The 22,529-nt window shown below is 70.5% G+C and carries 20 protein-coding genes and 1 pseudogene; 2 read left to right on the plus strand and 19 right to left on the minus strand.

What is annotated here, in order from left to right; translation table 11 throughout:
• Positions 1 to 39 precede the first annotated feature (39 nt).
• The 13 genes and pseudogenes from OHT01_RS12205 to proS form a co-directional block, all read right to left on the minus strand.
• Entirely contained in the window at positions 40 to 348 is a 309-nt protein-coding gene (locus tag OHT01_RS12205) for a DUF2469 domain-containing protein (protein WP_003965949.1), read from the minus strand.
• Positions 349 to 403: 55 nt separating this feature from the next.
• Positions 404 to 928: an NUDIX hydrolase gene (locus tag OHT01_RS12210; protein ID WP_328553169.1), complete on the minus strand. Its 525-nt coding sequence runs from the start codon at positions 926 to 928 to the stop codon at positions 404 to 406.
• The gene (gene lepB / locus OHT01_RS12215) at positions 918 to 1,691 is read right to left on the minus strand and encodes a signal peptidase I (RefSeq protein WP_328553170.1); all 774 of its coding nucleotides are present in this window, start codon (positions 1,689 to 1,691) and stop codon (positions 918 to 920) included. The genes OHT01_RS12210 and lepB (OHT01_RS12215) overlap by 11 nt, the downstream gene beginning before the upstream one ends.
• Positions 1,692 to 1,959: 268 nt before the next feature.
• Entirely contained in the window at positions 1,960 to 2,901 is a 942-nt protein-coding gene (gene lepB / locus OHT01_RS12220) for a signal peptidase I (RefSeq protein WP_328553171.1), read from the minus strand.
• 277 nt (positions 2,902 to 3,178) lie between these two features.
• A pseudogene (gene lepB, locus OHT01_RS12225) lies at positions 3,179 to 3,877 on the minus strand (signal peptidase I); the annotation flags it as partial.
• Positions 3,870 to 4,586 carry a signal peptidase I gene (gene lepB, locus OHT01_RS12230; protein ID WP_328553172.1) on the minus strand — a complete coding sequence of 239 codons (717 nt, stop codon included), beginning with the start codon at positions 4,584 to 4,586 and terminating at the stop codon, positions 3,870 to 3,872. The pseudogene lepB (OHT01_RS12225) and the gene lepB (OHT01_RS12230), both read right to left, overlap by 8 nt.
• An 80-nt stretch (positions 4,587 to 4,666) precedes the next feature.
• Complete coding sequence (rplS, locus tag OHT01_RS12235; protein ID WP_328553173.1) at positions 4,667 to 5,017, minus strand: 50S ribosomal protein L19; 351 nt, start codon at positions 5,015 to 5,017, stop codon at positions 4,667 to 4,669.
• A 131-nt stretch (positions 5,018 to 5,148) separates the two neighbouring features.
• Positions 5,149 to 5,970 (minus strand): tRNA (guanosine(37)-N1)-methyltransferase TrmD, encoded by an 822-nt coding sequence (gene trmD / locus OHT01_RS12240; RefSeq protein WP_328553174.1) that lies wholly within the window; start codon positions 5,968 to 5,970, stop codon positions 5,149 to 5,151.
• Entirely contained in the window at positions 5,970 to 6,596 is a 627-nt protein-coding gene (gene rimM / locus OHT01_RS12245; protein ID WP_328553175.1) for a ribosome maturation factor RimM, read from the minus strand. The genes trmD and rimM overlap by 1 nt, the downstream gene beginning before the upstream one ends.
• A 187-nt stretch (positions 6,597 to 6,783) precedes the next feature.
• Positions 6,784 to 7,023 carry an RNA-binding protein gene (locus tag OHT01_RS12250; protein ID WP_005479813.1) on the minus strand — a complete coding sequence of 80 codons (240 nt, stop codon included), beginning with the start codon at positions 7,021 to 7,023 and terminating at the stop codon, positions 6,784 to 6,786.
• A 2-nt stretch (positions 7,024 to 7,025) separates the two neighbouring features.
• Positions 7,026 to 7,445, minus strand: a complete 420-nt coding sequence (rpsP, locus tag OHT01_RS12255) for a 30S ribosomal protein S16 (protein WP_328553176.1) — start codon at positions 7,443 to 7,445, stop codon at positions 7,026 to 7,028.
• Positions 7,446 to 7,833: 388 nt separating this feature from the next.
• Positions 7,834 to 8,430, minus strand: coding sequence for a hypothetical protein (locus OHT01_RS12260; protein ID WP_328553177.1), 597 nt, complete (start codon positions 8,428 to 8,430; stop codon positions 7,834 to 7,836).
• Between the two features lie 251 nt (positions 8,431 to 8,681).
• On the minus strand, positions 8,682 to 10,097 hold the full coding sequence (gene proS / locus OHT01_RS12265; protein ID WP_328553178.1) for a proline--tRNA ligase: 1,416 nt from the start codon (positions 10,095 to 10,097) through the stop codon (positions 8,682 to 8,684).
• A 201-nt stretch (positions 10,098 to 10,298) separates the two neighbouring features.
• Between proS and OHT01_RS12270 the strand changes: the two genes are divergently transcribed.
• Positions 10,299 to 11,156 carry an SAM-dependent methyltransferase gene (locus tag OHT01_RS12270; protein ID WP_328553179.1) on the plus strand — a complete coding sequence of 286 codons (858 nt, stop codon included), beginning with the start codon at positions 10,299 to 10,301 and terminating at the stop codon, positions 11,154 to 11,156.
• Positions 11,157 to 11,387: 231 nt separating this feature from the next.
• On the opposite strand, the gene ftsH is transcribed toward OHT01_RS12270, so the two are convergent.
• The 6 genes from ftsH to nsdA form a co-directional block, all read right to left on the minus strand.
• On the minus strand, positions 11,388 to 13,322 hold the full coding sequence (gene ftsH / locus OHT01_RS12275) for an ATP-dependent zinc metalloprotease FtsH (RefSeq protein WP_328553180.1): 1,935 nt from the start codon (positions 13,320 to 13,322) through the stop codon (positions 11,388 to 11,390).
• Positions 13,323 to 13,465: 143 nt separating this feature from the next.
• Entirely contained in the window at positions 13,466 to 15,019 is a 1,554-nt protein-coding gene (ffh, locus tag OHT01_RS12280; RefSeq protein ID WP_328553181.1) for a signal recognition particle protein, read from the minus strand.
• 222 nt (positions 15,020 to 15,241) lie between these two features.
• Positions 15,242 to 17,707, minus strand: a complete 2,466-nt coding sequence (locus OHT01_RS12285; protein ID WP_328553182.1) for a [protein-PII] uridylyltransferase — start codon at positions 17,705 to 17,707, stop codon at positions 15,242 to 15,244.
• Between the two features lie 38 nt (positions 17,708 to 17,745).
• Complete coding sequence (locus tag OHT01_RS12290; RefSeq protein ID WP_003993253.1) at positions 17,746 to 18,084, minus strand: P-II family nitrogen regulator; 339 nt, start codon at positions 18,082 to 18,084, stop codon at positions 17,746 to 17,748.
• The gene (locus tag OHT01_RS12295; RefSeq protein WP_328553183.1) at positions 18,081 to 19,418 is read right to left on the minus strand and encodes an ammonium transporter; all 1,338 of its coding nucleotides are present in this window, start codon (positions 19,416 to 19,418) and stop codon (positions 18,081 to 18,083) included. The genes OHT01_RS12290 and OHT01_RS12295 overlap by 4 nt, the downstream gene beginning before the upstream one ends.
• A 437-nt stretch (positions 19,419 to 19,855) precedes the next feature.
• The gene (gene nsdA / locus OHT01_RS12300) at positions 19,856 to 21,331 is read right to left on the minus strand and encodes a transcriptional repressor NsdA (protein ID WP_328553184.1); all 1,476 of its coding nucleotides are present in this window, start codon (positions 21,329 to 21,331) and stop codon (positions 19,856 to 19,858) included.
• Between the two features lie 446 nt (positions 21,332 to 21,777).
• On the opposite strand from nsdA, the gene OHT01_RS12305 reads away from it, so the two are divergent.
• Positions 21,778 to 22,440 carry a bifunctional DNA primase/polymerase gene (locus tag OHT01_RS12305; RefSeq protein ID WP_328553185.1) on the plus strand — a complete coding sequence of 221 codons (663 nt, stop codon included), beginning with the start codon at positions 21,778 to 21,780 and terminating at the stop codon, positions 22,438 to 22,440.
• Positions 22,441 to 22,529 lie beyond the last annotated feature (89 nt).

The following is a 22,529-nucleotide window of genomic DNA, read 5'->3' on the forward strand; positions in this document are numbered from 1 at the left end:
GAACCCGCGGTCCGGCCGATGTGCTCAGCCGCCCGGAGTTCAGCCGCCCGGCAGTTCCAGATCGCTCTTGTTCAGCTCCTCGATATTCACGTCCTTGAATGTAAGGACGCGTACCTGTTTCACGAAGCGGGCAGGCCGGTACATGTCCCACACCCAGGCATCCGCCATGGACACCTCGAAAAACACCTCACCCTGGACCGAGTGCACCTGCATCTCGTAGTCGTTGGTGAGGTAGAAGCGCCGTTCGGTCTCGATCACATATTTGAACAGACCGACGACGTCGCGGTACTCCCGATAGAGCTTCAGCTCCATCTCGGTCTCGTACTTCTCGAGGTCCTCGGCGCTCATGGCATGTTCCCCTTCAGCCGTGCGTCCCCCTATTGTGCGCCAGCCCCGAGAGCCCCTAGACGATTTCCGTGTCGAGGACCTCGGGTGTGGCCGGGGGACCCTCGTCGAGCACCCTGCGCAGCAGCCCGGCGAGCTTGGTCGGATACACCGTCTCATGTGCCTCGGTCAGTTCCCGGCACGTCCACCAGCGCGCTCCGGCGACGCTGCGCCGCTCCAGGTCCGTCAGCCCCGCGGCCACCGTGGCCGTCTGGGTCGTACGGGCCAGGAAGTACCACTCGTCCTGATCCCAGCGCCGTCCCGCGAACGGGAACGAGCAGACGCGCCGCCACAGCACCGGGCCCAGTTCGACTTCTGTGACACCGGTCTCCTCGACCAGTTCCCGCAGGGCCGCCTCTTCGCGGGTCTCGTCGCCCTCCACACCGCCGCCCGGCGTGAACCACCAGTCGTTGGAGGGGTCGTCCGGCTCATGACCGTGCAGCAGCAGTACGCGGTCCTGCGGGTCGAGCAGGACGACCCGGGCGACCTTGCGCAATCCGTCGCGCCCCGGGCCCTCGTCCTGGTCCCTCGCCTCAGCGGGCACCGGCGGTCTCCCCGCGCGCGCGGGAACGTCCCGCGAGCTTGGCGACCGGTCCGTACGCCGCGCCGCCCAGCACGAGCACGGCGCCGGCGATCACCAGGGCGACCATCGTGGGGAGCGGTCCCGGCTGGGACAGGCCGCCGAGCGCCTTGAAACCGGTGGGGCGTTCGAGCATTCCGTTCATCGGCCAGGCGATGGCGTCGACGCGGGCCGTCACGGCGCTGCGCGCCACCGTGCCACTGGCCGCGTCCGACAGGTGGGCGGTGGAGTCGAGGGAGCCCTGCCGCTCGTCTCCGAGCAGGAACAGCCGCCCCTTCGGGACCTTGACGGTCGGGAAGTTCGTGATCTCGGCGAGGCTTCCGGCGGCCAGATACGGTTCGTCGATCTGCTTGCCGTCGACGGTCAGCTTGCCGTCGGTGCAGCAGGAGACGGTGTCACCGCCGACGGCGACCACGCGCTTGACCACGGACGAGCCGGTGACCCAGCTCGTGTCCTTGAAGACGACCACGTCACCGCGCCGGATGTCGCTCCCGTCGACGCGCTGGGCCAGCACCCGGTCGCCCACGTTGATCGTCGGCGCCATCGAACTCGTGGGGACGGTGTACGGGAGATAGACCACCGCCGCCCAGCCGAATCCAACCAGGAACAGCACCAGGCCCAGCGCGACAGCCAGCCCGGACAGCCGCTGTCCGGTCCTGCTGCCCACCGGGGCCTTGCCCGTGCCGCCGCTGCGCGGGGCCGTACGTGTTGCGCTCTCGCCACCCATGGGCCCGCACCTTACCCGGGGGTACGGTCCGGGGTCAGCCCCCGGTCCGGATCGCGATCACCCGCGGGGTCCGGATCCGGCCCCGGACCCGGAGGACGCGCTCCGCCCTCCGGTCGCCCGCGTGCCACCGGCCGCCCACCTGCCCGCTGTCCGCTGCCTGCCGCCGACTGCCGACTGCCGACTGCCGACTGCCGACTGCCGGAAACGAAACGGGGCCGGCCGCTCCGGAGAGATCCGGACCGGCCGGCCCCGAGGGCCGAGAGGTGTCTCAGTCGTCCTTGGACGCCTTGCGCCTGCGGCGCACCACCACGAGCGGCGCCACGCCCAGCAGGGCCACGGCACCCGGCGAGGTGACCGCCGCGGCCGCCTGGTTGCTCAGGCCCGGCTGGTCGAAGGTGTCCGGGACCGGAAGGGTGCCCCAGCGGTTGATGGGCCAGGCCTTGACGATGGCACGGCCGACGACGTCGTTCACCGGCACCATGCCGTGGTGCTTGTCCGCCTGGTTGTAGCGCGAGTCCCGCGAGTTCTGGCGGTGGTCGCCCATCACCCAGATCATGCCCTTGGGAACCTTGACCTTGAACTGGCCGCCGTCCTCGTCCTGGCTGCACGGGGTGTTCCCCGCGTACACGTACGACGACTCGTTCAGGGCCTTGCCGTTGACCATCAGCGGGCCGGTGTTCTTGCACTCGACGGTGTCACCGCCGACCCCGACGACCCGCTTGATGAGGTCCTTCTCCTCGGCGGACGGCATCAGGCCGATCCAGCTGAGCACCGTCTGCAGGGCGTTCGGGTTGGCCGTGGGCTCGCCCGCCAGCCAGTTGTCCGGGTCGTGGAAGACGACGACCTCACCGCGCTGCGGCTCCGAGCCGAACCACGGAGTCAGCTTGTCGACCAGGACGCGGTCACCCTGCTGGAGGGTGTTCTGCATCGAGTCCGAGGGGATCGAGAACGCCTGCACCAGGAAGGTCTTGATGATCAGCGCGAGCACCAGGGCGATGCCGATCAGGATCGGCAGTTCCTTCCAGAAGGAACGCTGCTTGGTGGACTTCGGGTCCTGCTCGGCGCGCCCGGTCGAGACGTCCCCGTCCTCGGAGCCGCTGCCGGAATCCGAACCGTCCTCTACGGCAGGTGCAGCCGCATCCTCGGGCCGCTCCGGCTGCCCTTCGGGACCCTCGTGTCCAGATCGTGCGCCGACCGCCACATCCCCCACATCCACTCCTCACTCCGTGCCGCCGCCCGCGCCGTATTCGGCGCAGGCCCACCACTCCCATAACGAGCGGGAGTTCCGCAGGGCTCGGGAGCGGGATCAATCCATCTGGATCCGCTGAGGCCACCCTATGCGACAGAGTGAGAGCGGAGGCCGACCCTCCAGGCGCGTCGGCCACCGTCGAGAACGTGTTCGGCTCCTGGAGGCGGGTCCAGTGGCCGACGGGCCATCCGATGACCATCGCCCTGCCCACGATCGACTTCTCGGAGACGGTTCCGCTGAACTTGTCGGTGCGGTGGTAACGCGAGTCGGCCGAGTTGCCGCGGTGGTCGCCGAGGACGAACAGCCGGCCCGCGGGCACCTTCACCTCGAAGGAGAACTCCGACGGTTTGTCGCCCGCGTAGATGTACGGCTCGGTCAGCGGGGTGCCGTTCACCGTCACCCTGCCCTGCGCGTCGCAGCACTTGACGGTGTCTCCGCCGAGCCCGACGACCCGCTTGATGAGGTCCTTCTCGTTGTCGGAGGGCAGCAGTCCGATGAAGGTCAGCCCCTCCTTGAACTGCTTGACGACCACGGGGTCGCTCTTCTTCTTGGTGTCCTCGGCCGTGAGCCAGCCGCCGGGGTCCTTGAAGACGACGACGTCACCGCGCTTGGGCTGGGAACCGAACCAGGGGGTGAACTTGTCCACCAGGACGCGGTCGCCGATCTGGATCGTGTTCTCCATGGAGCCCGACGGGATCACGAAGGCCTGCACCAGGAAGGTCTTGAGGACCAGGGCTATCAGTACGGCGACCCCGACGAGAAGGGGTATCTCCTTGACCGTCGAGCGCCGCCTGCGCCGCTTGATCTTCCGCGCGAGCTTGCGCCGCTCGACCCGGCTGGGCCTGGCGGCGCCGCCGGAGGCACGCCGGGCGCCGGTGGGCAGCAGATTGTCGGCGGCTTCGGCGGAGACCCCGCGCGCCCGTCCGCGGTTACCCATGGGCACCCCCGGCGACAGGCACGCCCGCGTACGCGTCGGGACGCGTCAGACGGGTCCAGTGGCCGGCGGGCCAGGCGATCCAGTCGGCCCTGCCGATGACATCGCCGACGGGGACCATGCCGCCGCCGGGCGAGCCCAGGTGGTCACGGGAGTCACGGGAGCGGCTGCGGTGATCACCCAGGAGGAACAGGGACCGCTCGGGCACGACGATGTCGAAGGGCACCTCGGACGGGCTGTCCCCCCGGTAGAGAAATGTCGACTCGTCGACCGATCGGCCGTTCACTTCGAGTCTCCCCTCCTTGTCGCAGCAGACCACGTGGTCTCCCCCTACTCCGACGACGCGTTTGACGTAGTCCGCGTTCCCGAAATAACCGGTGCCGTCGAACACGACGACATCGCCCCGCTGCGGCTCGGAACCGAAACGGTACGCCAACTTGTTTACGAGAACGCGGTCCCCGATCCTCAATCCGGACTCCATGGATCCGCTGGGAATTTCGAAGGGCTGCATCACGAAGCGGCTGACCAGCAGCAGAAATCCCAGACAGATCAGCACGGTCAGGGTGATCCGGCCGCCGGGGAGCCGGTCGGCGACCTTGTCCACGAACGCAGAACGCGACCGCTCCTCCGGCCCCGCTGTGTCCGAGATCTCCTCGGAAGCGGAAGGGCGGGAGGAGCGGTCGCGCTCCACGGGCTGTGCTTCGGTGTCCATCGGGGCCAGATGCTATCCGGCCTCCATGAGACGCCTTCTTACCGGCTCGGTCGTCCACGGTCGCCCGTGGAGCAGCCGGCTCAGTTGTCGCGCTTCTCCTTGATCTTCGCGGCCTTGCCGCGCAGCTCACGGAGGTAGTACAGCTTCGCGCGACGGACGTCACCGCGGGTCACGAGCTCGATCTTCTCGACGATCGGGGTGTGCACCGGGAAGGTGCGCTCCACGCCGACGGAGAACGAGACCTTGCGGACCGTGAAGGTCTCGCGGACACCGGCGCCCTGGCGGCGGATGACTACGCCCTTGAACTGCTGCACACGGGAGCGGTTGCCCTCGATGACGCGGACGTGGACGTTGACGGTGTCACCCGGGCGGAAGGCCGGGATGTCGGTGCGCAGCGACGCGCCGTCGACGGAGTCGAGCAGGTGAGTCATTTTGTCTGCTTTCTTCGCTGATGCCACAGGTCATCAACGGGAGAGAGGTTCGAAGATGATGCTGCCCCGTCGGGACGTGCGTCGTGTCCCCCTGTGGCAGGGGCGCACGCCGGACGACGTAGAGCAGCGGCCTATTCTCCCACGGCCTCGGGCCTGCGCCAAAATCGGCCGCCGGGATCCGGCTGCCAGCCCAGGATCGAGAGCATCTCGCGGTCCTTCTTGTCGAAGGCGGAGGCGTCGCAGCGCTCGATGAGGTCCGGCCGGTTCGCCGCTGTGCGGCGCAGTGCCTCGTCGCGGCGCCAGCGGGCGATCTTCCCGTGGTGGCCGCTGACCAGCACGTCGGGGATCTCACGGCCGCGCCACTGCGGGGGCTTGGTGTACACCGGGCCCTCCAGGAGGTTGGCCATGGCCCCGGGGGCGAAGGAGTCGTCCCGGTGGGACTCGGCGTTGCCGAGGACACCCGGCAGCAGCCGCGCCACGGCCTCGGTGACGACCAGCACGGCCGCCTCGCCGCCGGCGAGGACGTAGTCGCCGATGGAGACCTCGTAGACTGGCATCCTCGTCGCGTACTCGTCGATGACGCGGCGGTCGATGCCCTCGTAGCGCGCGGGCGTGAAGACCAGCCAGGGGCGCTCGGAGAGCTCGGCGGCCAGTTGCTGGGTGAACGGGCGCCCGCTGGGGGTGGGGACCACGAGGACGGGGCCGTGGGCGCCCGTCTCGTAGCCGTCCGCCAGCGCGGAGTCCAGGGCTTCGCCCCAGGGCTCGGTCTTCATGACCATGCCGGGGCCGCCGCCGTAGGGAGTGTCGTCGACCGTGTTGTGACGGTCGTAGGTCCACTCCCGGAGATCGTGCACATGGACGTTCAGCCGGCCGCGCGCGCGGGCCTTGCCGACGAGCGAGACGTTCAGGGGTTCCAGGTACTCGGGGAAGATCGTGACCACGTCGAGCCGCATCAGGCGTCGGCCCCCGCGGCGTCCTCGCCGTCCCCGGCGGAGCCGTCCTCGGCCGAGCCGTCCCCGGTGTCCTCGGACGAGCCGTTCTCGGCGTCCCTGCTGGAGACGATCTCCGCCTGGTCGTCGATCAGGCCGGGCGGCGGGTCGATGACGGCCCGCTGCTCCTCCAGGTCGATCTCGACGACGATCTCCTCCACGAACGGGATCAGCACCTCGGTCCCGTCCGGGCGCTCCACCACGAACAGGTCCTGCGAGGGCAGGTGCGAGATCTCGGTGATGCGTCCGACCTCGGCACCGTCCTTGGTGACCACGTCCAGGTCCATCAGCTGGTGGTCGTAGTACTCGTCCGGGTCCTCCGGCACCTCGTTCGGGTCGACCTCGGCGATCAGCAGGGTGTTGCGCAGCGCCTCTGCGGCGTTGCGGTCCCGTACACCGGCGAAACGCAGGAGCAGACGGCCGCTGTGGACGCGGCCCGTCTCGATGGTCAGTGGTCCGGTGGAGGCCGGATCGGTGAGGAGGACGGCACCGGGCCCGAGCCGGAGCTCCGGCTCGTCCGTGCGGACCTCCACGGTGACCTCGCCCTTGATGCCGTGGGCGCGGCCGACGCGAGCGACTACCAGCTGCACTGTGCTTGATCTCCTGTCGTGTGCCGACGGCCGTGCCGGACGGACGGCTTCGGGTGCGCGGACGCCCGGGGTGTGTGGACGTCCCGGCGGTCCGCGGTCCGCGGCCGCCTGCGAGGGTTCGCAGACGACTACGGGCCGGGGACGGCTCGTAAGCCCTCCCCGGCCCGAGCCGGTGCTGCCTGTTACGTCAGCGGACGTGATCCACGTCGACGAGGTCGACGCGGACACCGCGACCGCCGATGGCGCCCACGACGGTGCGCAGAGCGCGCGCGGTGCGGCCGTTGCGGCCGATCACCTTGCCGAGGTCGTCGGGGTGGACCCGGACCTCAAGAACGCGCCCGCGGCGCAGGTCGCGCGAGGCGACCTGCACATCGTCGGGGTTGTCGACAATGCCCTTCACGAGGTGCTCGAGAGCCTCCTCGAGCATGCTCAGGCCTCGGTCGACTCGGACTCGGCCGGAGCCTCGTCCTTCTTCTCAGCCTTCTTCTTCTGGGTGATGGCCTCACCCTTGCCCGAGTCGTCGCCACCGAGGGCGTCGAACAGCGGGCGCGCGGCCTTCGGCTCGGCCACGAGCAGCGGAGCCGGGGCCGGCAGGCCCTTGAACTTCTGCCAGTCGCCGGTCAGCTTCAGAATGGCGAGCACGGGCTCGGTCGGCTGCGCGCCGACACCCAGCCAGTACTGCGCGCGGTCCGAGTCGACCTCGATGCGCGAAGGGTTCTGCACCGGGTGGTACAGACCGATCTCCTCGATGGCCCGGCCATCACGGCGGGTACGGGAGTCGGCGACGACGATGCGGTAGTGAGGCGAACGGATCTTGCCCAGACGCTTCAGCTTGATCTTGACTGCCACGGAAGTGGTGTCTCCTGGTCTTGACGGGGTTGGACACGACGAGATGGCCGCGTGGGGTTGCGGTACCCGAGTGCCCGATGGACGCGTCAGCCGGAGGAGAGAGGGGTCCTATGCGGCTGTCGAGTACAGCTAGCCATTCTGCCACATCCTCCGGTCCGCCCGGACCGGAGGTGTCCGGGCCCATGCCTGTCGGGCACCCGGCGTTCCGGGTGCCCGACAGGCATGACTCGGCTCCGGCCGGCCGCCGCGCGAGCCGGCGAGGTGTCGCCCGCGCGCACTCGTGCCTCCTGAATTCCCCCACATCCCCAAGGGCTGTGGGGGAGGCACGACTGCTCACGGGCCACGCGCACTCGTCCGGCACCCACGAGACGCCGGTGTGGCACGCACCTCAGCCGGCGGCGGCCCCGACCACCTCCGGAATCCGGAAGGGTTTTCCGCATCCTCCGCACACGATCGGCGCCTGCGCGAGGACCGAGGGGACCACGCGCACATTGCGCCCGCAGTCGCAGACGGCCTTGACGCGGACGCCTCCCCCGGAGGAGCCGTGGCGGGCGGCCGGGCCGCGGAACGAACGGGCGGTGTCGGCGGAGGTGGCGGCCGTGTGCGCCTTCAGCGCGCGCTGGAGCCGCTCGATGGTCGGGCGGTAGCGGCGCTTGGCCTCGGGGTTGAGCGTGACCAGCGAGAAGCCACTGCTGGGATGCGGCTCCTCGGGGTGGTCGAGGCCCAGCTCCTCGGCGATCGCGAGGAATCTGCGGTTGTGATATCGGCCGGCGCGCGAGGTGTCGCGGACTCCGCGGGCGGCGGCGATGCCGTGGACTGCTTCGTGAAGCAGTCGCTCGAAGGAGAGCTCGTGTCCGCAGGCGGACGACGATTCTCCGATCAGGGACTCTGGCGCGGCAAGATCGGGCAGCTCGGAGTGGTGCCGCTGAATGTCGGCCCACGCCCCTGCCAGCTCTGCGGCGAGAACAGGTGGTGTCGTGCTCACGTAATGAGAACGAGCGGGGGTGCCTCTGTGTTCCTATTACGGGGCATCCCAAATAATTTGCACGTACCCGTCAGTTGCCGCTGATGCGTCCTGACGAGGGCGGGTGCGCTGATCTGCGGAGAAGCGTCACAGCTCATACCAAGGCGGTACGTAGGTATACGTACGCCCCGGCGCGTAGACGGCATCCGTCCGCCGGGGCCCCTGAGGTCGGCGGATGCGCAAGAGGTGTTTCGGCCGCCCTCGCGTCCCACTCAGTAGGCGCGGGCGACGACGGCGACGTTACCGGGTGCGTCGTCGGCGCCGGGCACCGACCCGTCCTCGGCGACCAGACACCGTACGGTCACCGCGTGCTCGGCGAGCCTGGCCTCGCCGTCTTCACCGAGGTCCGCCCAGGGGATGCGCGCCCAGCCGCCCGCCACGGCGGCCTCCACCGCCGCGTCGAGCGTCGACACGTCCGAGGTCCGGGACTCGCGGCGCTCGCGGGACTGCCTCAGGAGCAGCGCCTGGTCCTCTTCGAGGACGCCGGGGAGCAGCGCCTCCAGCGCGTCGAGGGCCACGGGCTCCTTGCCTCCGGGGATCCGGCGGACCAGCATCGCCGTGCCGCTCTCCAGGTCACGGGGGCCGACCTCGACGCGTACGGGGACGCCCTTGAGCTCCCAGTCGACCGCGCGGCGCCCGAAGGGGGTGTCCGTACGGTCGTCGACCTGGACCCGTACGCCCGCCGCCTTCAGCCGGTCGCCGATTTCGCGGACCTTGGCCAGAACCGCCTCGTCCCCCTTGATCGCGAGGACGACGACCTGTACCGGGGCGAGCCGGGGCGGCACCCGCAACCCGCTGTCATCACCGTGCGACATGATCAGGCCACCCACCATGCGGGTCGAGGACCCCCAGGAGGTCTGCCAGACGAGCTCCTGCCGCCCGTCCTTGGACAGGTACCGCGTGTTGAACGCCTTCGCGAAGTTCTGCCCCAGCTCGTGACTGGTGCCCATCTGGAGCGCCTTGCCGTCGCCCATCATGGCTTCGAGGGTGAGGGTGTTGATGGCGCCCGCGAACCGCTCGCTCGCCGTCTTCCGGCCAAGGACGACATCGATGCCGAGGACGTCGGTCATGAAGTCGGCGTACACCTCCTTGTGGATGTGCGCCGCGTAGTCCCGGGCGTCCTCGTAGGTGGCGTGCGCGGTGTGGCCCTCCTGCCAGAGGAATTCGGTCGTCCTCAGGAAGATCCGCGGGCGCATCTCCCAACGGACCACGTTCGCCCACTGGTTGATCAGCAGCGGCAGGTCGCGGTAGCTCTGCACCCACTTGGAGAAGTACTCGTTGATGATCGTCTCGGAGGTGGGGCGGACGACGACCGGCTCCTCCAGCTCCTTGCCGCCGCCGTGCGTGACGATCGCGAGCTCGGGGGCGAAGCCCTCGACGTGCTCGGCCTCCCGGGTCAGGTACGACTGCGGGATGAACAGCGGGAAGTACGCGTTCTGGGCACCCGCTTCCTTGATCCGGGCGTCCATCTCCTGCTGCATCCGCTCCCACAGTCCGTACCCGTACGGCCGGATGACCATGGTGCCGCGCACCGGCCCGTTGTCGGCGAGCTCGGCCTTGTTGATCAAGTCCTGGTACCAGCGCGGGAAGTCGTCCGCCCGGGGCGTGAGAACGGGTGCCTTTGCCATGTGGGTGATGGTACGGGCCCACGTTGCCGGTATGTGAATTCTCGCGCCCTTTGCGGCTGGGGCACAAACGGGGCCCCGAAACCCCTGGACGGCACGTCGAGGGCGGAGTTACCTGACATACGGGGGGAGTGCGGGCCTCCTGCGCGGGGGCGAAGGAAAAGGGGGCCCGGCAGCAACTCTCGGCGGATTGGGGCACTTTCGATGACACCTACGCTCGTGCGGCAGCACCTTCCTCATGCGGGCCCATCGCCCCGCGCGGACCGGGGTGCACGCGCGCGTGACTGGGCCGAGATCCAGGAGCGGATGCTGGTGCCGCTCTACGAGGCCGTCTACGAGCGACTCGAAGTGGGCGGCGGGACACGGCTGCTCGGGCTCGGCTGCGGGGCGGGACTCGCCCTGCTGATGGCGGCCTCCCGCGGCGCCGCGGTCACGGGAGTCGACTCCTCGTCACCCGAACGGCTGACCCTCGCACGGGAACGTCTGCTGCCGCAGGCCTGGGACACGCCTCCGCGCGCCGAGGCCCGGCTCGTGGCCGGCTCCCCCGGGGACGCGGCCGTCGCGGGAGCGCCGGCGTACGACCTGGTGACCGCGTTCGAACCGATCGGGTGCGTGGCCGGAGACTCCGAGGGGCTTGCCTCGCTGCTCGCGGAGGCGGCGCCGCTCGCCGGCCGGGGAGCGCCCGTGGTCCTGGTCGGCTGGGGGCCGCCGGAGCGGTGCAGCACCTCGGCCGTGCTGCGGGTGGCCACCAAACTGGCCGACCCCCTGCACGGCGCCGGGAGCTGGCGCGCCGCCTGCCGGGACGACTTGGAGGAGGTCGCCCAGCGGGCCGGGCTGCGGCCGGACGGCTCGGGGCGGGTGGCCTGCCCCTTCGGCTACGCCGATGTGGACAGTGCGGTGCGCGGGCTGCTCTCCACCGGGCTCTTCGACGCCGCGGTCGAGGCCACCGATCAGGCCCAGGTCGACAAGGAGGTGGCCGAGGCGCTGCATCCCCATCTGCGGCGCGACGGCACTGTCTGGATGCCGAACGTGTTCCGGTATCTGATCGCCCGGACGGTCTGAGCCGGTCCGGGGTCCGATGCGGCGGCCGCCTCGTCCGAAGCCGGTCCGAGGTCGCCTGGAGTCATACCTCAGGACGGCGCGACGTCGGCCCGACGTCGGCCGTCGGAGGCCGGATCGATCCCAGGCGGTCGGTCCGAGGCCGCCGGAAGGCCCGGTCTCCGGACGGACGGTCCGAGGCCGGTCCGCCGGCCTCGGAGTCCAGGACCGTCCGCCGAGGGCGGTCCCGGGCGGTCACACGTCCTTCGCCGTACGGGGCACCCCGGCGACCCGGTACGCCTCCGCCTCCTCCAGCGTCTCGTTCGCGAGGAGCGCCTCGGCCAGGGCGTCCAGTTGCCCGCGGTGCTCGCGGAGTTTCTGGCAGGCCTCCTCGTAGCACTCGTCGACGATGCGGCGCATCTCGTGGTCGATCGAGTCGAGGGTTCCCGGGGCCGCCGCAAGCCCGTAGGCCTGCTGGGCGTCGTTGGGCAGTGCGGACAGCCGGCCGACGCGTTCGCTCATGCCCCAGCGGGCCACCATGCCCCGGGCGAGGTTGGTGACCTGTTCCAGGTCGTTCTCCGAACCCGTGGTGATGACGTCGTAGACGACGTGCTCGGCGGCCATGCCGCCGAGGGCGCCGATGATCCGGCCGCGCAGATACTCCTCGGTGTACGCGTACCGGTCCGCGTCCGGCGTCGAGAGGGTGACGCCCAGGGCGCGGCCGCGCGGGACGATGGTGATCTTGCGGACGGGGTCGGCGCCGGGCCGCAGCATCCCCAGAAGGGCGTGGCCGCTCTCGTGGTACGCGGTGCGGCGGCGTTCCTCGTAGGGCATGACCAGTGAGCGTTCGGCGCCGAGCTGAACCTTTTCGAGCGCTTCCGAGAGGTCCCCCTGGGTCACCTCCTGCTGCTTGCGCTTGACGGCGAGGAGGGCCGCCTCGTTGGCCAGGTTGGCGAGGTCGGCGCCGGTCATCCCCGGGGTGCTGCGGGCCACCTGGGTGAGGTCCACGTCGGGGGCGAGCGGGATGTCGCGGGTGTGGATCTCCAGGATCGACTCACGGCCGCCGCGGTCGGGGGGCGAGACGCTGACGACGCGGTCGAAGCGGCCGGGGCGGGTGAGCGCCGGGTCCAGGATGTCCGCGCGGTTGGTGGCGGCGATGACGATGACGCCCTCCGAGCCGGAGAAGCCGTCCATCTCGGTGAGGATCTGGTTCAGCGTCTGCTCGCGCTCGTCGTGGCCGCCCATGGCGGAGCCGCCCGACCGCGACCGTCCGATGGTGTCGATCTCGTCGATGAAGATGATGGACGGGGCCACCTTGCGGGCCTCGGCGAACAGTTCGCGCACGCGCGACGCGCCGACGCCCACGATCATCTCGATGAACTCGGAGGCGGAGGCCGAGAAGAACGGGACCCCCGCCTCCCCCGCGACCGCCCGCGCGAGCAGGGTCTTCCCGGTGCCCGGCGGGCCCGCCAGCAGCACCCCGCGCGGCATCTTCGCGCCCATCCTGCGGTACGCGTCGGGGTTCTTGAGGAAGTCCACGACATCGTTGAGCTCACCGGCGACCTCGTCGATGCCGGCCACGTCCGCGAACGTCGTGCGCTTGCCACCGGGCACGAGTTCGACCGGCTTGGGGGGCGTCTTGCGGCCGAGCATGCCGCCGGCACCGCCCATGCCGGAGCCCATCCGCCGGGCGATGAAGATCCACAGGACGACGAGCAGGATCATCGGGGCGAGCGAGATCAGCAGGTTGAAGAGGAAGCTGCGCTCCTGGACGACCGGCGAGGCGGTGACCGTGACGTCGTGCTTCTGCAGGTTCTCCCAGAGCTTGTCGTCCGCGAAGGCCGGTCGCTGGGTCTTGAACTTGGTGTACTTCCCGCCGCCGTCCGGTTTCTCCTGGGAGTTCTTGAGCTGCCCCTGGATCGCGTCGCCCTTGGAGTAGATCTTGGAGACGTTGCCGTCGGTCACCTGCCTGCTGAACTCCGTGTAGGAGATCGTCGGCTCGTTGCCCTGGTTGTAGAAGGACAGCACCAGGTTGGCGATCAGGAACACGATGAGAGCGGCCAGGGCCAGGCTCCACCAGCCGCCGGGCAGCTTCCGCCGGCCGCCCGACGGCGGGGTCGGCTCGGGCGGCGTGCCCTCGGAACGCCACGGCTGGTCCGGCGCATTGCGCGGCGGCACGGGGTTGCTCATATGGGGACGTTACGTCAGATGGCGGACAGCGGCACCCGCGCCCGCGAACCCGGCACCCGCGCTCACGCCGCTGGGGGCGCCCCTCGTGGTGAGGGGCGCCCCCAGCGGGCGTCGCGAAAGGCTCGTCCGTACGGGACGGAAGGTCAGCCCATGAACTTCTTGAACTCGTCCGGCAGCTCGAAGTCCTCCTGGGCGCCCTGCTGCGGGAGACCGAAGGCGTTGCCGCCCTGGGCCCCGGCCTCACGGCGGGCGGCCTCCTCTTCCTCCTGAAGCTTGCGCTTCATCGGGTTGCCGGAGCGCTGCTTGCCCTTGGCCTGCTTCTGCTTCTTCTTGGCGCGGCCGGGGCCACCGCCCATGCCGGGCATCCCGGGCATGCCCGGCATCCCGCCGCCCTGGGCCATGCGGGACATCATCTTGCGGGCCTCGAAGAAGCGCTCGACCAGACCCTTGACCGCGCTGACCTCGACGCCCGAGCCCTTGGCGATACGGGCACGGCGCGAGCCGTTGATGATCGTCGGCTCGTGGCGCTCGGCCGGCGTCATCGACTTGATGATGGCGGCCGTACGGTCGACGTCGCGCTCGTCGAGGTTGTTGATCTGGTCCTTGATCTGGCCCATGCCCGGGAGCATGCCGAGCAGCTTGCTGATGCTGCCCATCTTGCGGACCTGCTCCATCTGGGACAGGAAGTCGTCCAGAGTGAAGTCCTGGCCCTTCTTGGACGCCAGCTTGGAGGCCATCTTCTCGGCCTCTTCTTGGCTGAACGTCTTCTCCGCCTGCTCGATCAGGGTGAGCAGGTCACCCATGTCGAGGATGCGGGAGGCCATCCGGTCCGGGTGGAACGCGTCGAAGTCGTCGAGCTTCTCGCCGTTCGACGCGAACATGATCGGCTTGCCGGTGACCGAGGCGATCGAGAGGGCGGCACCACCGCGGGCGTCACCGTCGAGCTTGGAGAGCACCACGCCGTCGAAGCCGACGCCGTCGCGGAAGGCCTCGGCCGTGTTGACCGCGTCCTGGCCGATCATCGCGTCGACGACGAAGAGGATCTCGTCGGGGCTGACGGCGTCGCGGATGTCCGCGGCCTGCCGCATCAGCTCCTGGTCGATACCGAGGCGGCCGGCGGTGTCCACGATCACGATGTCGTGGACCTTGGTCTTCGCGAACTCCATGGAGTCCTTGGCGACCTTGACCGGGTCGCCGACGCCGTTGCCCGGCTCGGGGGCGTAGACGGCGACGCCCGCGCGCTGGGCGACGACGCTGAGCTGGTTCACCGCGTTCGGGCGCTGGAGGTCGGCGGCGACGAGGAGCGGGGAGTGACCCTGGTCCTTGAGCCACTTGCCGAGCTTTCCGGCGAGCGTGGTCTTGCCCGCACCCTGGAGGCCCGCGAGCATGATCACGGTCGGCGGGTTCTTGGCGAACCGGAGACGGCGGGTCTCGCCGCCGAGGATCGTGACGAGCTCGTCGTTCACGATCTTCAGGACCTGCTGGGCGGGGTTGAGCGCCTTGGAGACCTCACTCCCCATCGCCCTCTCCTTGACGTTCTTGATGAACGTCCGGACGACGGGCAGGGCGACGTCGGCTTCGAGAAGCGCGATGCGGATCTCCCGGGCCGTGGCGTCGATGTCCGCCTCACTGAGGCGCCCCTTGCCGCGGAGGTTTTTGAACGTCGCGCTGAGGCGGTCGGAGAGGGTATCGAACACGGTGGCTTCGGTCCTCGGAGTCGGGGGCGTTTTGGGCTGCCCTCCAGGGTATCCGGCCCGGCAAGCGAATCGTCCCCGCCGGTCGTATTCAGCGGGCGGGGACGAGGCCACGGGGCGGCCGGGGGCAGGTTCGGGGACCGTCCCGGATCGGCTTTCGGCGAGCGGACCGCCCCCGCGGCGCGGGTGCGCCTGTCCGCTCAGCGCGCAAAACGGGCCGCGGGGTCACGCCCGCAGCGTCTCCTCCAGTGCTCGCGCGACCGACGCCGCCTCCGCCCCCGGCAGGGGCGCCCCCTTCGTGCCGGTCACGTAGAAGGCGTCCACGGCGTTCGCGCCGAGGGTGGAGACGTGCATGCTCCGTACCCGCACGTGCGCCTCCTCCAGGGCCCGCCCGATGCGGTGCAGCAGGCCCGGGGCGTCATGGGCCCGTACCTCGATCACCGTGGCCAGTCGGGACGCCGCGGGCGCGACCGTCACGCGCGCGGGGGGCGCGACGATGCCCCGGCGGCGCGGGTAGGCGGCGTCGCGTTCGGCGAGGCGCGCGGTGATGTCGAGGGAGCCGTCGAGGGCGCGTACGAGGTCGGCGCGCAGCCGGGCGGCCTGCGGCAGGGAGCCGTACTCGGCGGCGACCCGCCAGTTGAGCAGCAGGACCGAGCCCTCGACCCCGTCGGGCAGGTCCAGGGCGCGCAGCTCGGCGGTGCGGACGGTCAGCCGGTGCATGGCGAGGACGCCGGCCACCGAGGGGAGCACGCCGGGCTGGTCCGGGACCGCGATGAGCAGTTCCACACCGAGCGGTTCCGGGTCGTCCGGGACGGTGGTGCTGCCGCTGTCGGTGTCGGTGTCGACCGGTTCCGTCTGCGCGCGCAGCGACAGGACGGGCCCGCCCGTGCGGCACGCCTCGATCGCGAGCCGTTCCTGTTCGGCGGTCGGCGCGGCGGCCTCGGGTTCTTCGGGCGCGTCCCCGGCGAGGACGGCCGAGACCCGTTTGACCAGGTCGGCGACGAGGGAGCCGCGCCAGGTGGACCAGGCGGCGGGCCCGGTGGCCAGCGCGTCCGCCTCGGTGAGAGCGTGCAGCAGCTCAAGGGTGCCCTGCGATCCGACGGCCTCGGCGACCGAGCGGACGGTGGCCGGGTCCTCCAGGTCACGCCGGGTCGCGGTGTCGATGAGCAGCAGGTGGTGCCGTACGAGGGTGGCGAGCACCGCCACGTCGGTCCGGTCGAAGCCGATCCGGGCGGCCACGTCACGGGCGATGATCTCGCCCGCGACGGAGTGGTCGCCGGGCCAGCCCTTGCCGATGTCGTGCAGCAGCGCGGAGACGAGCAGGAGGTCGGGGCGGCCGACGCGGCGGGTCAGTTCGGAGGCCCGGACGGCCGTCTCGATGAGGTGGCGGTCGACGGTCCAGATGTGGACGGCGTTGCGCTGCGGCCGGCAGCGCACCCGCTCCCAGTCGGGCAGCAGCCGGGTGATCAGCCCCTCCGCCTCCAGTGCCTCCCAGACCTCGATGGTGGCGCGGCCGGAGCCGAGGAGCGTGACGAGCTGTTCGCGTGCCTCGGCGGGCCAGGGCGTGGGCAGGGGACGCGCGGCGGCGGCCATGCGCCGTACGGCGTGCAGGGACAGCGGGAGGTCCGCCTGCGCGGCCGCGGCGGCCGCGCGGAGCGGGAGCACCGGGTCGCGCTCGGGACGCGCGGCACGGGCGAGCCCGACCTCGCCGTCCTGTTCGACGACGCCCTCGGCGAGCGGGGACCGTTCGGCGACGGGTTTGCCGCCGCCCAGCATGGCGCGCAGCCGCGGACGCACCGCGCGCGACCGCAGGACGCGTCCCACCTCGCGCCAGGTGACGTCACTGGCGTACGACACGACGCGGGCGGCCTCGTAGACCTGGCGCAGCAGTGTGTCGGCGTCCAGCAGACCGAGTTCGGCGGCGACCTGGTCCTGTTCCTGGAGGGCGAGGCGGTCGGTGGCACGCCCGGTGGCGAGGTGCAGGGCGTCGCGGACGTCCAGGAGCCTGCGGCGGGCGTCGGAGAGTCCTTCACGGGGTGCGTCGGCGAGCCAGGACGCGGCGACGGCGCGCAGCGCGGTGGCGTCGCGCAGTCCGCCGCGCGCTTCCTTGAGGTCCGGTTCGAGGAGGTACTGGAGTTCGCCCTGACGTTCGGCGCGCTCCGCGCACAGCTCCTGCAGTTCGGGCAGCCGCTTCGGGGCCTGGTTGCGCCAGTCGGCGAGGACGGCCGTGCGCAGTCCGGCGGTGAGGCCGAGATCGCCCGCGAGGTGGCGGGCGTCGAGGAGGCCGAGCTGGACCTTGAGGTCGTCGGCGGCGGTCTTGCGGGCCTCGGCCGGCGTACGGACCGAATGGTCGAGGTCGAGGCCCAGGTCCCAGACGGGGTACCAGATGCGGTCGGCGAGGGAGGCGACGGCGCCGGAGTCCCCGCCGTCGTGCAGGAGGAGCAGGTCGAGGTCGCTGCGGGGGGAGAGCTCGCCGCGGCCGTAGCCGCCGACGGCGACGAGGGAGACCCCGCGCATGCCCCCGGATCCGGCGGTGAACAGGCCGGTCAGCCAGTCGTCCGTCAGTTCGGCGAGGGCGGCACGGCGCGGCGGCCCGGACCGCGCCCCCTCCTGGAGGAGGCGCAGCCGGGCCGCCGCATAGCCGCTGGGTCCCGAGTCCTCTGCTTCCACTCGTGTGTCCGTACTCGTCACCCAGCGACTCCTGTCTTCCTTCTTGCGGGCCGGTCCGGTCAGAGCGCGTCCGGGCCGCGCTCGCCGGTCCGGACCCGGACGGCCGTATCGACCGGGATGGACCACACCTTGCCGTCACCGATCTTGCCGGTACGGGCCGCCTTCACGACGACGTCGATGAGCTGTTCGGCGTCGTCGTCCTCGACCAGCACCTCGATGCGGATCTTGGGGACCAGGTCGACGGTGTACTCGGCACCGCGGTAGACCTCGGTGTGTCCCCGCTGCCGACCGTAGCCGCTCGCTTCGGTGACCGTCAGTCCGTGAACCCCGAAGGCCTGCAGGGCCTCCTTGATCTCGTCGAGCCGGTGAGGCTTCACGACGGCGGTGATGAGCTTCATGCGTCCACCTTCTTGGCATCCGTGTCGGCCGGGGCGGGCGCGGCGGTCCGGGCGGTGCCGCCGCCGGCACCGCTGAAGTCGTATGCGGTCTCGGCGTGCTCGGCCTGGTCGATGCCGGCGATCTCCTCGTCCTCGGTGACCCGCATACCCATGGTCTTGTCGATGAGGAAGGCGAGGATGGCGGAGACGACCAGGGAGTAGCCGAGGACGGCGAAGACGCCGGCGCACTGCTTCCAGAACTGGGTCATGCCGCCGCCGTAGAAGAGACCCTCGACGGTGGACTGGCCCTTGCCGCTGGCGAAGAGGCCGATCAGCAGGGAGCCGATGACACCGCCCACGAGGTGGACCCCGACGACGTCCAGGGAGTCGTCGTAGCCGAACCGGTACTTCAGGCCCACGGCCATGGCGCACAGGACACCGGCGATGGCGCCGACCGCGATGGCGCCGAGCGGCGACACCGCGCCGCCGGACGGGGTGATGGCGACCAGACCGGCGACCGCGCCGGAGGCGGCGCCCAGCGTGGTGAACGCGCCGTGCCGGATCTTCTCGTAGAGGAGCCAGGCCAGCATGGCGGCCGCGGTGGCGACCTGCGTGTTGACGAACATCAGGCCGCCGACGCCGTCGTCGTTGCCGAGCCACGAGCCGGCGTTGAATCCGAACCAGCCGAACCACAGCAGACCGGAGCCGAGCATCACCAGCGGAAGGCTGTGCGGGCGCATCGGGTCCTTCTTGAACCCGACGCGCTTGCCGATGACCAGGATCACGCCGAGCGCCGCGGCACCCGCGTTGATGTGGACCGCCGTACCACCGGCGAAGTCGATCACGCCCAGGTCGAAGGCCCAGCCGCCCGTGCCCCACACCCAGTGGGCGACGGGGAAGTAGACGAGCGTGGCCCACAGCGTGATGAACAGCGACCAGGCCGTGAACTTCACGCGGTCCGCGAGCGCACCGCTTATGAGGGCGGGCGTGATGATCGCGAACATCATCTGGAAGACCATGAAGACGAACACCGGGATGGTGTAGCCGGGCCAGAGCTGCGTCAGGCCGATGTTGCTGAGGCCGACCCAGTCCGAGGTCCAGCCGATGAACGATCCCCTGTCGGTGCCGAAGGCAAGGGAGAAGCCGTAGAGCACCCACAGGATGGTGATGATCCCCATGCTGATGAAGCTCATCATCAGCATGTTGAGGGTGCTCTTGACGCGGACCATGCCTCCGTAGAAGAAGGCGAGGCCGGGCGTCATGATGAGCACCAGGGCGGAACAGATGAGCATGAACCCTGTGTTGGCAGAAGACAGTTTGGGTGCCTCTGCGGCAAGGGTGATGGCTGGTGCCATCGGCGTCTCCTCGTCGTTGGTACGGCCCCGTGCGGGCGAAGCCTGAGTGGTCGTGAGGGGTGGGCCGGTTATGCGCCATGAGATTGACGCAGCGCCGTTTCCGTGGAAGCCCCTCGATGTTTCGCACCAGTGACGAAGGCGCTCTGCGTGTTACGCATTCATGAACTGCCGGATTGCGGTCGAACCGATCGTTATCGTGACGCAATCTCCGGCAAGGGTCCTCGTGCCGTCCTCGGCGTGAGGGGCTGTGACCGGCGGGCGGGTCGTCCCCGCGGTGACCAGCCATGTCCGCGGGAGCGGGGCCGGCCGGGGCGGCACACAGCGGAACCGGCCACGGTCGGCCGTCCGATGACCTGGCATGGGGGAGCCGAGTCGGGCAGTTCGGGACGGCCGGCCGCGGCCGGGGTACTGGGCGGGGCCGCCTGCGCGGCCAGGGGTCAGACCGCCTCCGCGGTCTCGGGCAGGTCGACTGCCAGCTGGTCGGTGAGGTCGATGACCTCGGCGAGGTCTCCGAACTCGCGGACCGCCGTGTCGACCGTCTTTCGGATACGAGTGTTGACGCGCTCCGAGCGCACCTTCTTGCCGATCCTCAGGGCTTCCTTGGCCAGGACCGCACTCTGCTCGGGCTCGCGCTGCAGAAGGTGCACGGTGGCCATGCCGATGAGGTTGAGTGCGTACGAACGCTGGTGCTCGGAGTCCTTGCCGAAACGGTCGACGGCCTGCTGCATCAGGGGTTCGGCCATGGAGGCGTACGTGGGGCTGCGTCCGGCGACATAGGCGAGGTCGCGATAGGAGTGCGAGTTCTCGCCGTACAGCTCGGCCTTGGAGAAGAAGCGGATCCAGTCGGGGTCCGGGTCGTCCCACTCGTGCACGTCGGCGAAGGTGTCCTCGGCCATCCGGACGGCCCGCTTGCACTTTCCGGGCTGGCCCATGTTGGCGTAGGCGCGGGCCTCCATCGCATACAGCATCGACTGGGTGCGCGGGCTCGCGCAGTCGCGGCTGCCGTACTGCGCGAGATGGATCAGTTCCAGCGCGTCCTCGGGCCGCCCGAGGTGAATCATCTGGCGGCTCATGCTGGAGAGGATGTACGAGCCGAGCGGTTTGTCGCCCGCCTCCTTCGAGGCGTGCAGGGCGAGCACGAAGTACTTCTGGGCGGTGGGCTGGAGGCCCACGTCGTAGCTCATCCAGCCCGCGAGCTCGGCCAGTTCGGCGGCGACCTTGAAGAGACGCCTGCCGGTGGCGGCGGGCTGCGGCTCCTGAAGAAGGTCCGTCACCTCGTGCAACTGGCCGACGACCGCCTTGCGGCGCAGTCCGCCGCCGCACTGGGCGTCCCACTGACGGAACATCACGGTGGTGGACTCCAGGAGGTCCAGCTCCGGTTGGGAGAGCCGGCCGCCGCGGCGGGTCGAGGCCGGCGGTTCGGCTTCCTCGTACGACGCCATGGGCGTGGGGACGAGCCAGCGCTGCATGGGCTCGATGAGGGCCGGGCCCGCGGAGAGCGCCAGCGAGCTGCCGAGGAAGCCGCGCCGCGCCAGCATCAGGTCGCTGCGCGAGTACTCGCTGATCAGCGCGACCGTCTGGGGGCCCGTCCACGGCAGGTCGATGCCCGACACGGAGGGTGCCTGGTGGGCCGCGCGCAGACCCAGGTCCTCCACCGCGACGACACAGCCGAAACGCTCGGAGAACAGCTCGGAGAGGATCCGCGGGATCGGCTCGCGCGGGTTCTCGCCGTCCAGCCAGCGGCGTACCCGCGAGGTGTCCGTGGAGATGTGGTTGGCCCCCAACTGGCGGGCCCGGCGGTTCACTTGGCGCGCGAGCTCGCCCTTCGACCAGCCGCTGCGCACGAACCACGAGCCGAGCATGTCGTTGGGGCGCTTGTCAGCGTTCGTCCCGCCTCCGCCGTTGCCGCCCACTGGAACGCCCCCACTCCCCGAGACCACTTGTCGCCGCTCTGCGCCAAGCCCTATCAGAATGCCCGTAATACGGCCGCGCGTCCGGCAGTTCTCACCCTTCGAACGGGAAGCCGGCTTGCCTTTGGCATACCCACGAGTACACAGAACCCCAGGGCTCGTGCACACAAAGTAATCCTACGATCACGCGTCCAGCCATGGCGATCCGCGAAACGCCACCATTCGCCACCCCTTCGAATGAACTCCCGCCGCCCTGCTCGCGATTCACTTGACACAGAACGACCAAGGGTGGGCAGAGAGGTGCACGCCAGGGCGCACAGAGCGGCGCGCACCACCCCGCACACCACAAGGCGCCGCCTGGATCGCGCGATATCGGGCAGCCAGGAACAGAGGGTGACAATCCGGTTCCGTCACGTAACCACCTGCGCATCGGACCCGTTGGAGGGGGCATGGGCTTCACGATCGGCAGTAGTCGGGCGATGCGCGACATCCGGACCGGCGCTCGACGCCGCGGCCGCTCGTCGGAGGGCACCGCCGTCGCCGCGTTCACCGGACTGTGGGGATGGGACGTGGTCCCGGGCGCCCGGGCCGCCGCGGGAGTGTGCTCGTGCGGCAGGGCCGACTGCGCGGCGCCGGGTGCGCATCCCCTGAGCTTCGCCCCGACCATCCCGGCGGGCGCGACGCTGAGCGAGGCGACCGGCATCTGGTCCGAGTTCCCCGGTGCGGCGGTGATGCTGCCGGTCGGCCGGGCGTTCGACGTGATCGAGGTGGCCGAGCCGGCGGGGCGCCGCGCGCTCGTCCGCCTGGAGCGGATGGGCCTCCCCCTCGGCCCGGTCACGGCCACCGCGGACGGCCGCGCGCAGTTCTTCGTCTCCCCCGGCTCCGCCGCCGAACTCCCCGAGCTGCTCTACCGGATGGGCTGGGACGACGCCGCCCTCGACCTGCACGGCCTGGGTCCGGGTACGTACATCACCGCCCCGCCCTCCGACCGCGCGGGGCTCGGCCCGGTCCGCTGGCTGCGCTCCCCCGCCCTCGACTCGGCCACGAAGCCGCCCCCGGCCCGCCTGCTGCTGGGCACGCTCGCCTACGTGGCACACCGTTCGCGGGCCTGAGCCTGCCGGACGGGCCGTCCCCGTCCCGCCCGGCCGGGCGGGGAGCAGGCACCCCCGGGGCCGCCGACCGCGAGAGCCGCACAGGACGA

It is taken from the genome of Streptomyces sp. NBC_00358 (genome assembly GCF_036099295.1).
In the GTDB taxonomy this organism is placed as follows: Bacteria; Actinomycetota; Actinomycetes; order Streptomycetales; family Streptomycetaceae; genus Streptomyces.

What these genes read in the sequence shown, in the direction of transcription:
- OHT01_RS12205 (WP_003965949.1), bottom strand. Translation starts at nt 348, where the DNA reads ATGAGCGCCGAGGACCTCGAGAAGTACGAGACCGAGATGGAGCTGAAG.
- lepB (WP_328553170.1), bottom strand. Translation starts at nt 1,691, where the DNA reads ATGGGTGGCGAGAGCGCAACACGTACGGCCCCGCGCAGCGGCGGCACG.
- lepB (WP_328553172.1), bottom strand. Translation starts at nt 4,586, where the DNA reads ATGGACACCGAAGCACAGCCCGTGGAGCGCGACCGCTCCTCCCGCCCT.
- rplS (WP_328553173.1), bottom strand. Translation starts at nt 5,017, where the DNA reads ATGACTCACCTGCTCGACTCCGTCGACGGCGCGTCGCTGCGCACCGAC.
- trmD (WP_328553174.1), bottom strand. Translation starts at nt 5,970, where the DNA reads ATGCGGCTCGACGTGGTCACGATCTTCCCCGAGTACCTGGAACCCCTG.
- OHT01_RS12250 (WP_005479813.1), bottom strand. Translation starts at nt 7,023, where the DNA reads ATGCTCGAGGAGGCTCTCGAGCACCTCGTGAAGGGCATTGTCGACAAC.
- proS (WP_328553178.1), bottom strand. Translation starts at nt 10,097, where the DNA reads ATGGCAAAGGCACCCGTTCTCACGCCCCGGGCGGACGACTTCCCGCGC.
- OHT01_RS12270 (WP_328553179.1), top strand. Translation starts at nt 10,299, where the DNA reads ATGACACCTACGCTCGTGCGGCAGCACCTTCCTCATGCGGGCCCATCG.
- ftsH (WP_328553180.1), bottom strand. Translation starts at nt 13,322, where the DNA reads ATGAGCAACCCCGTGCCGCCGCGCAATGCGCCGGACCAGCCGTGGCGT.
- OHT01_RS12290 (WP_003993253.1), bottom strand. Translation starts at nt 18,084, where the DNA reads ATGAAGCTCATCACCGCCGTCGTGAAGCCTCACCGGCTCGACGAGATC.
- OHT01_RS12295 (WP_328553183.1), bottom strand. Translation starts at nt 19,418, where the DNA reads ATGGCACCAGCCATCACCCTTGCCGCAGAGGCACCCAAACTGTCTTCT.
- OHT01_RS12305 (WP_328553185.1), top strand. Translation starts at nt 21,778, where the DNA reads ATGGGCTTCACGATCGGCAGTAGTCGGGCGATGCGCGACATCCGGACC.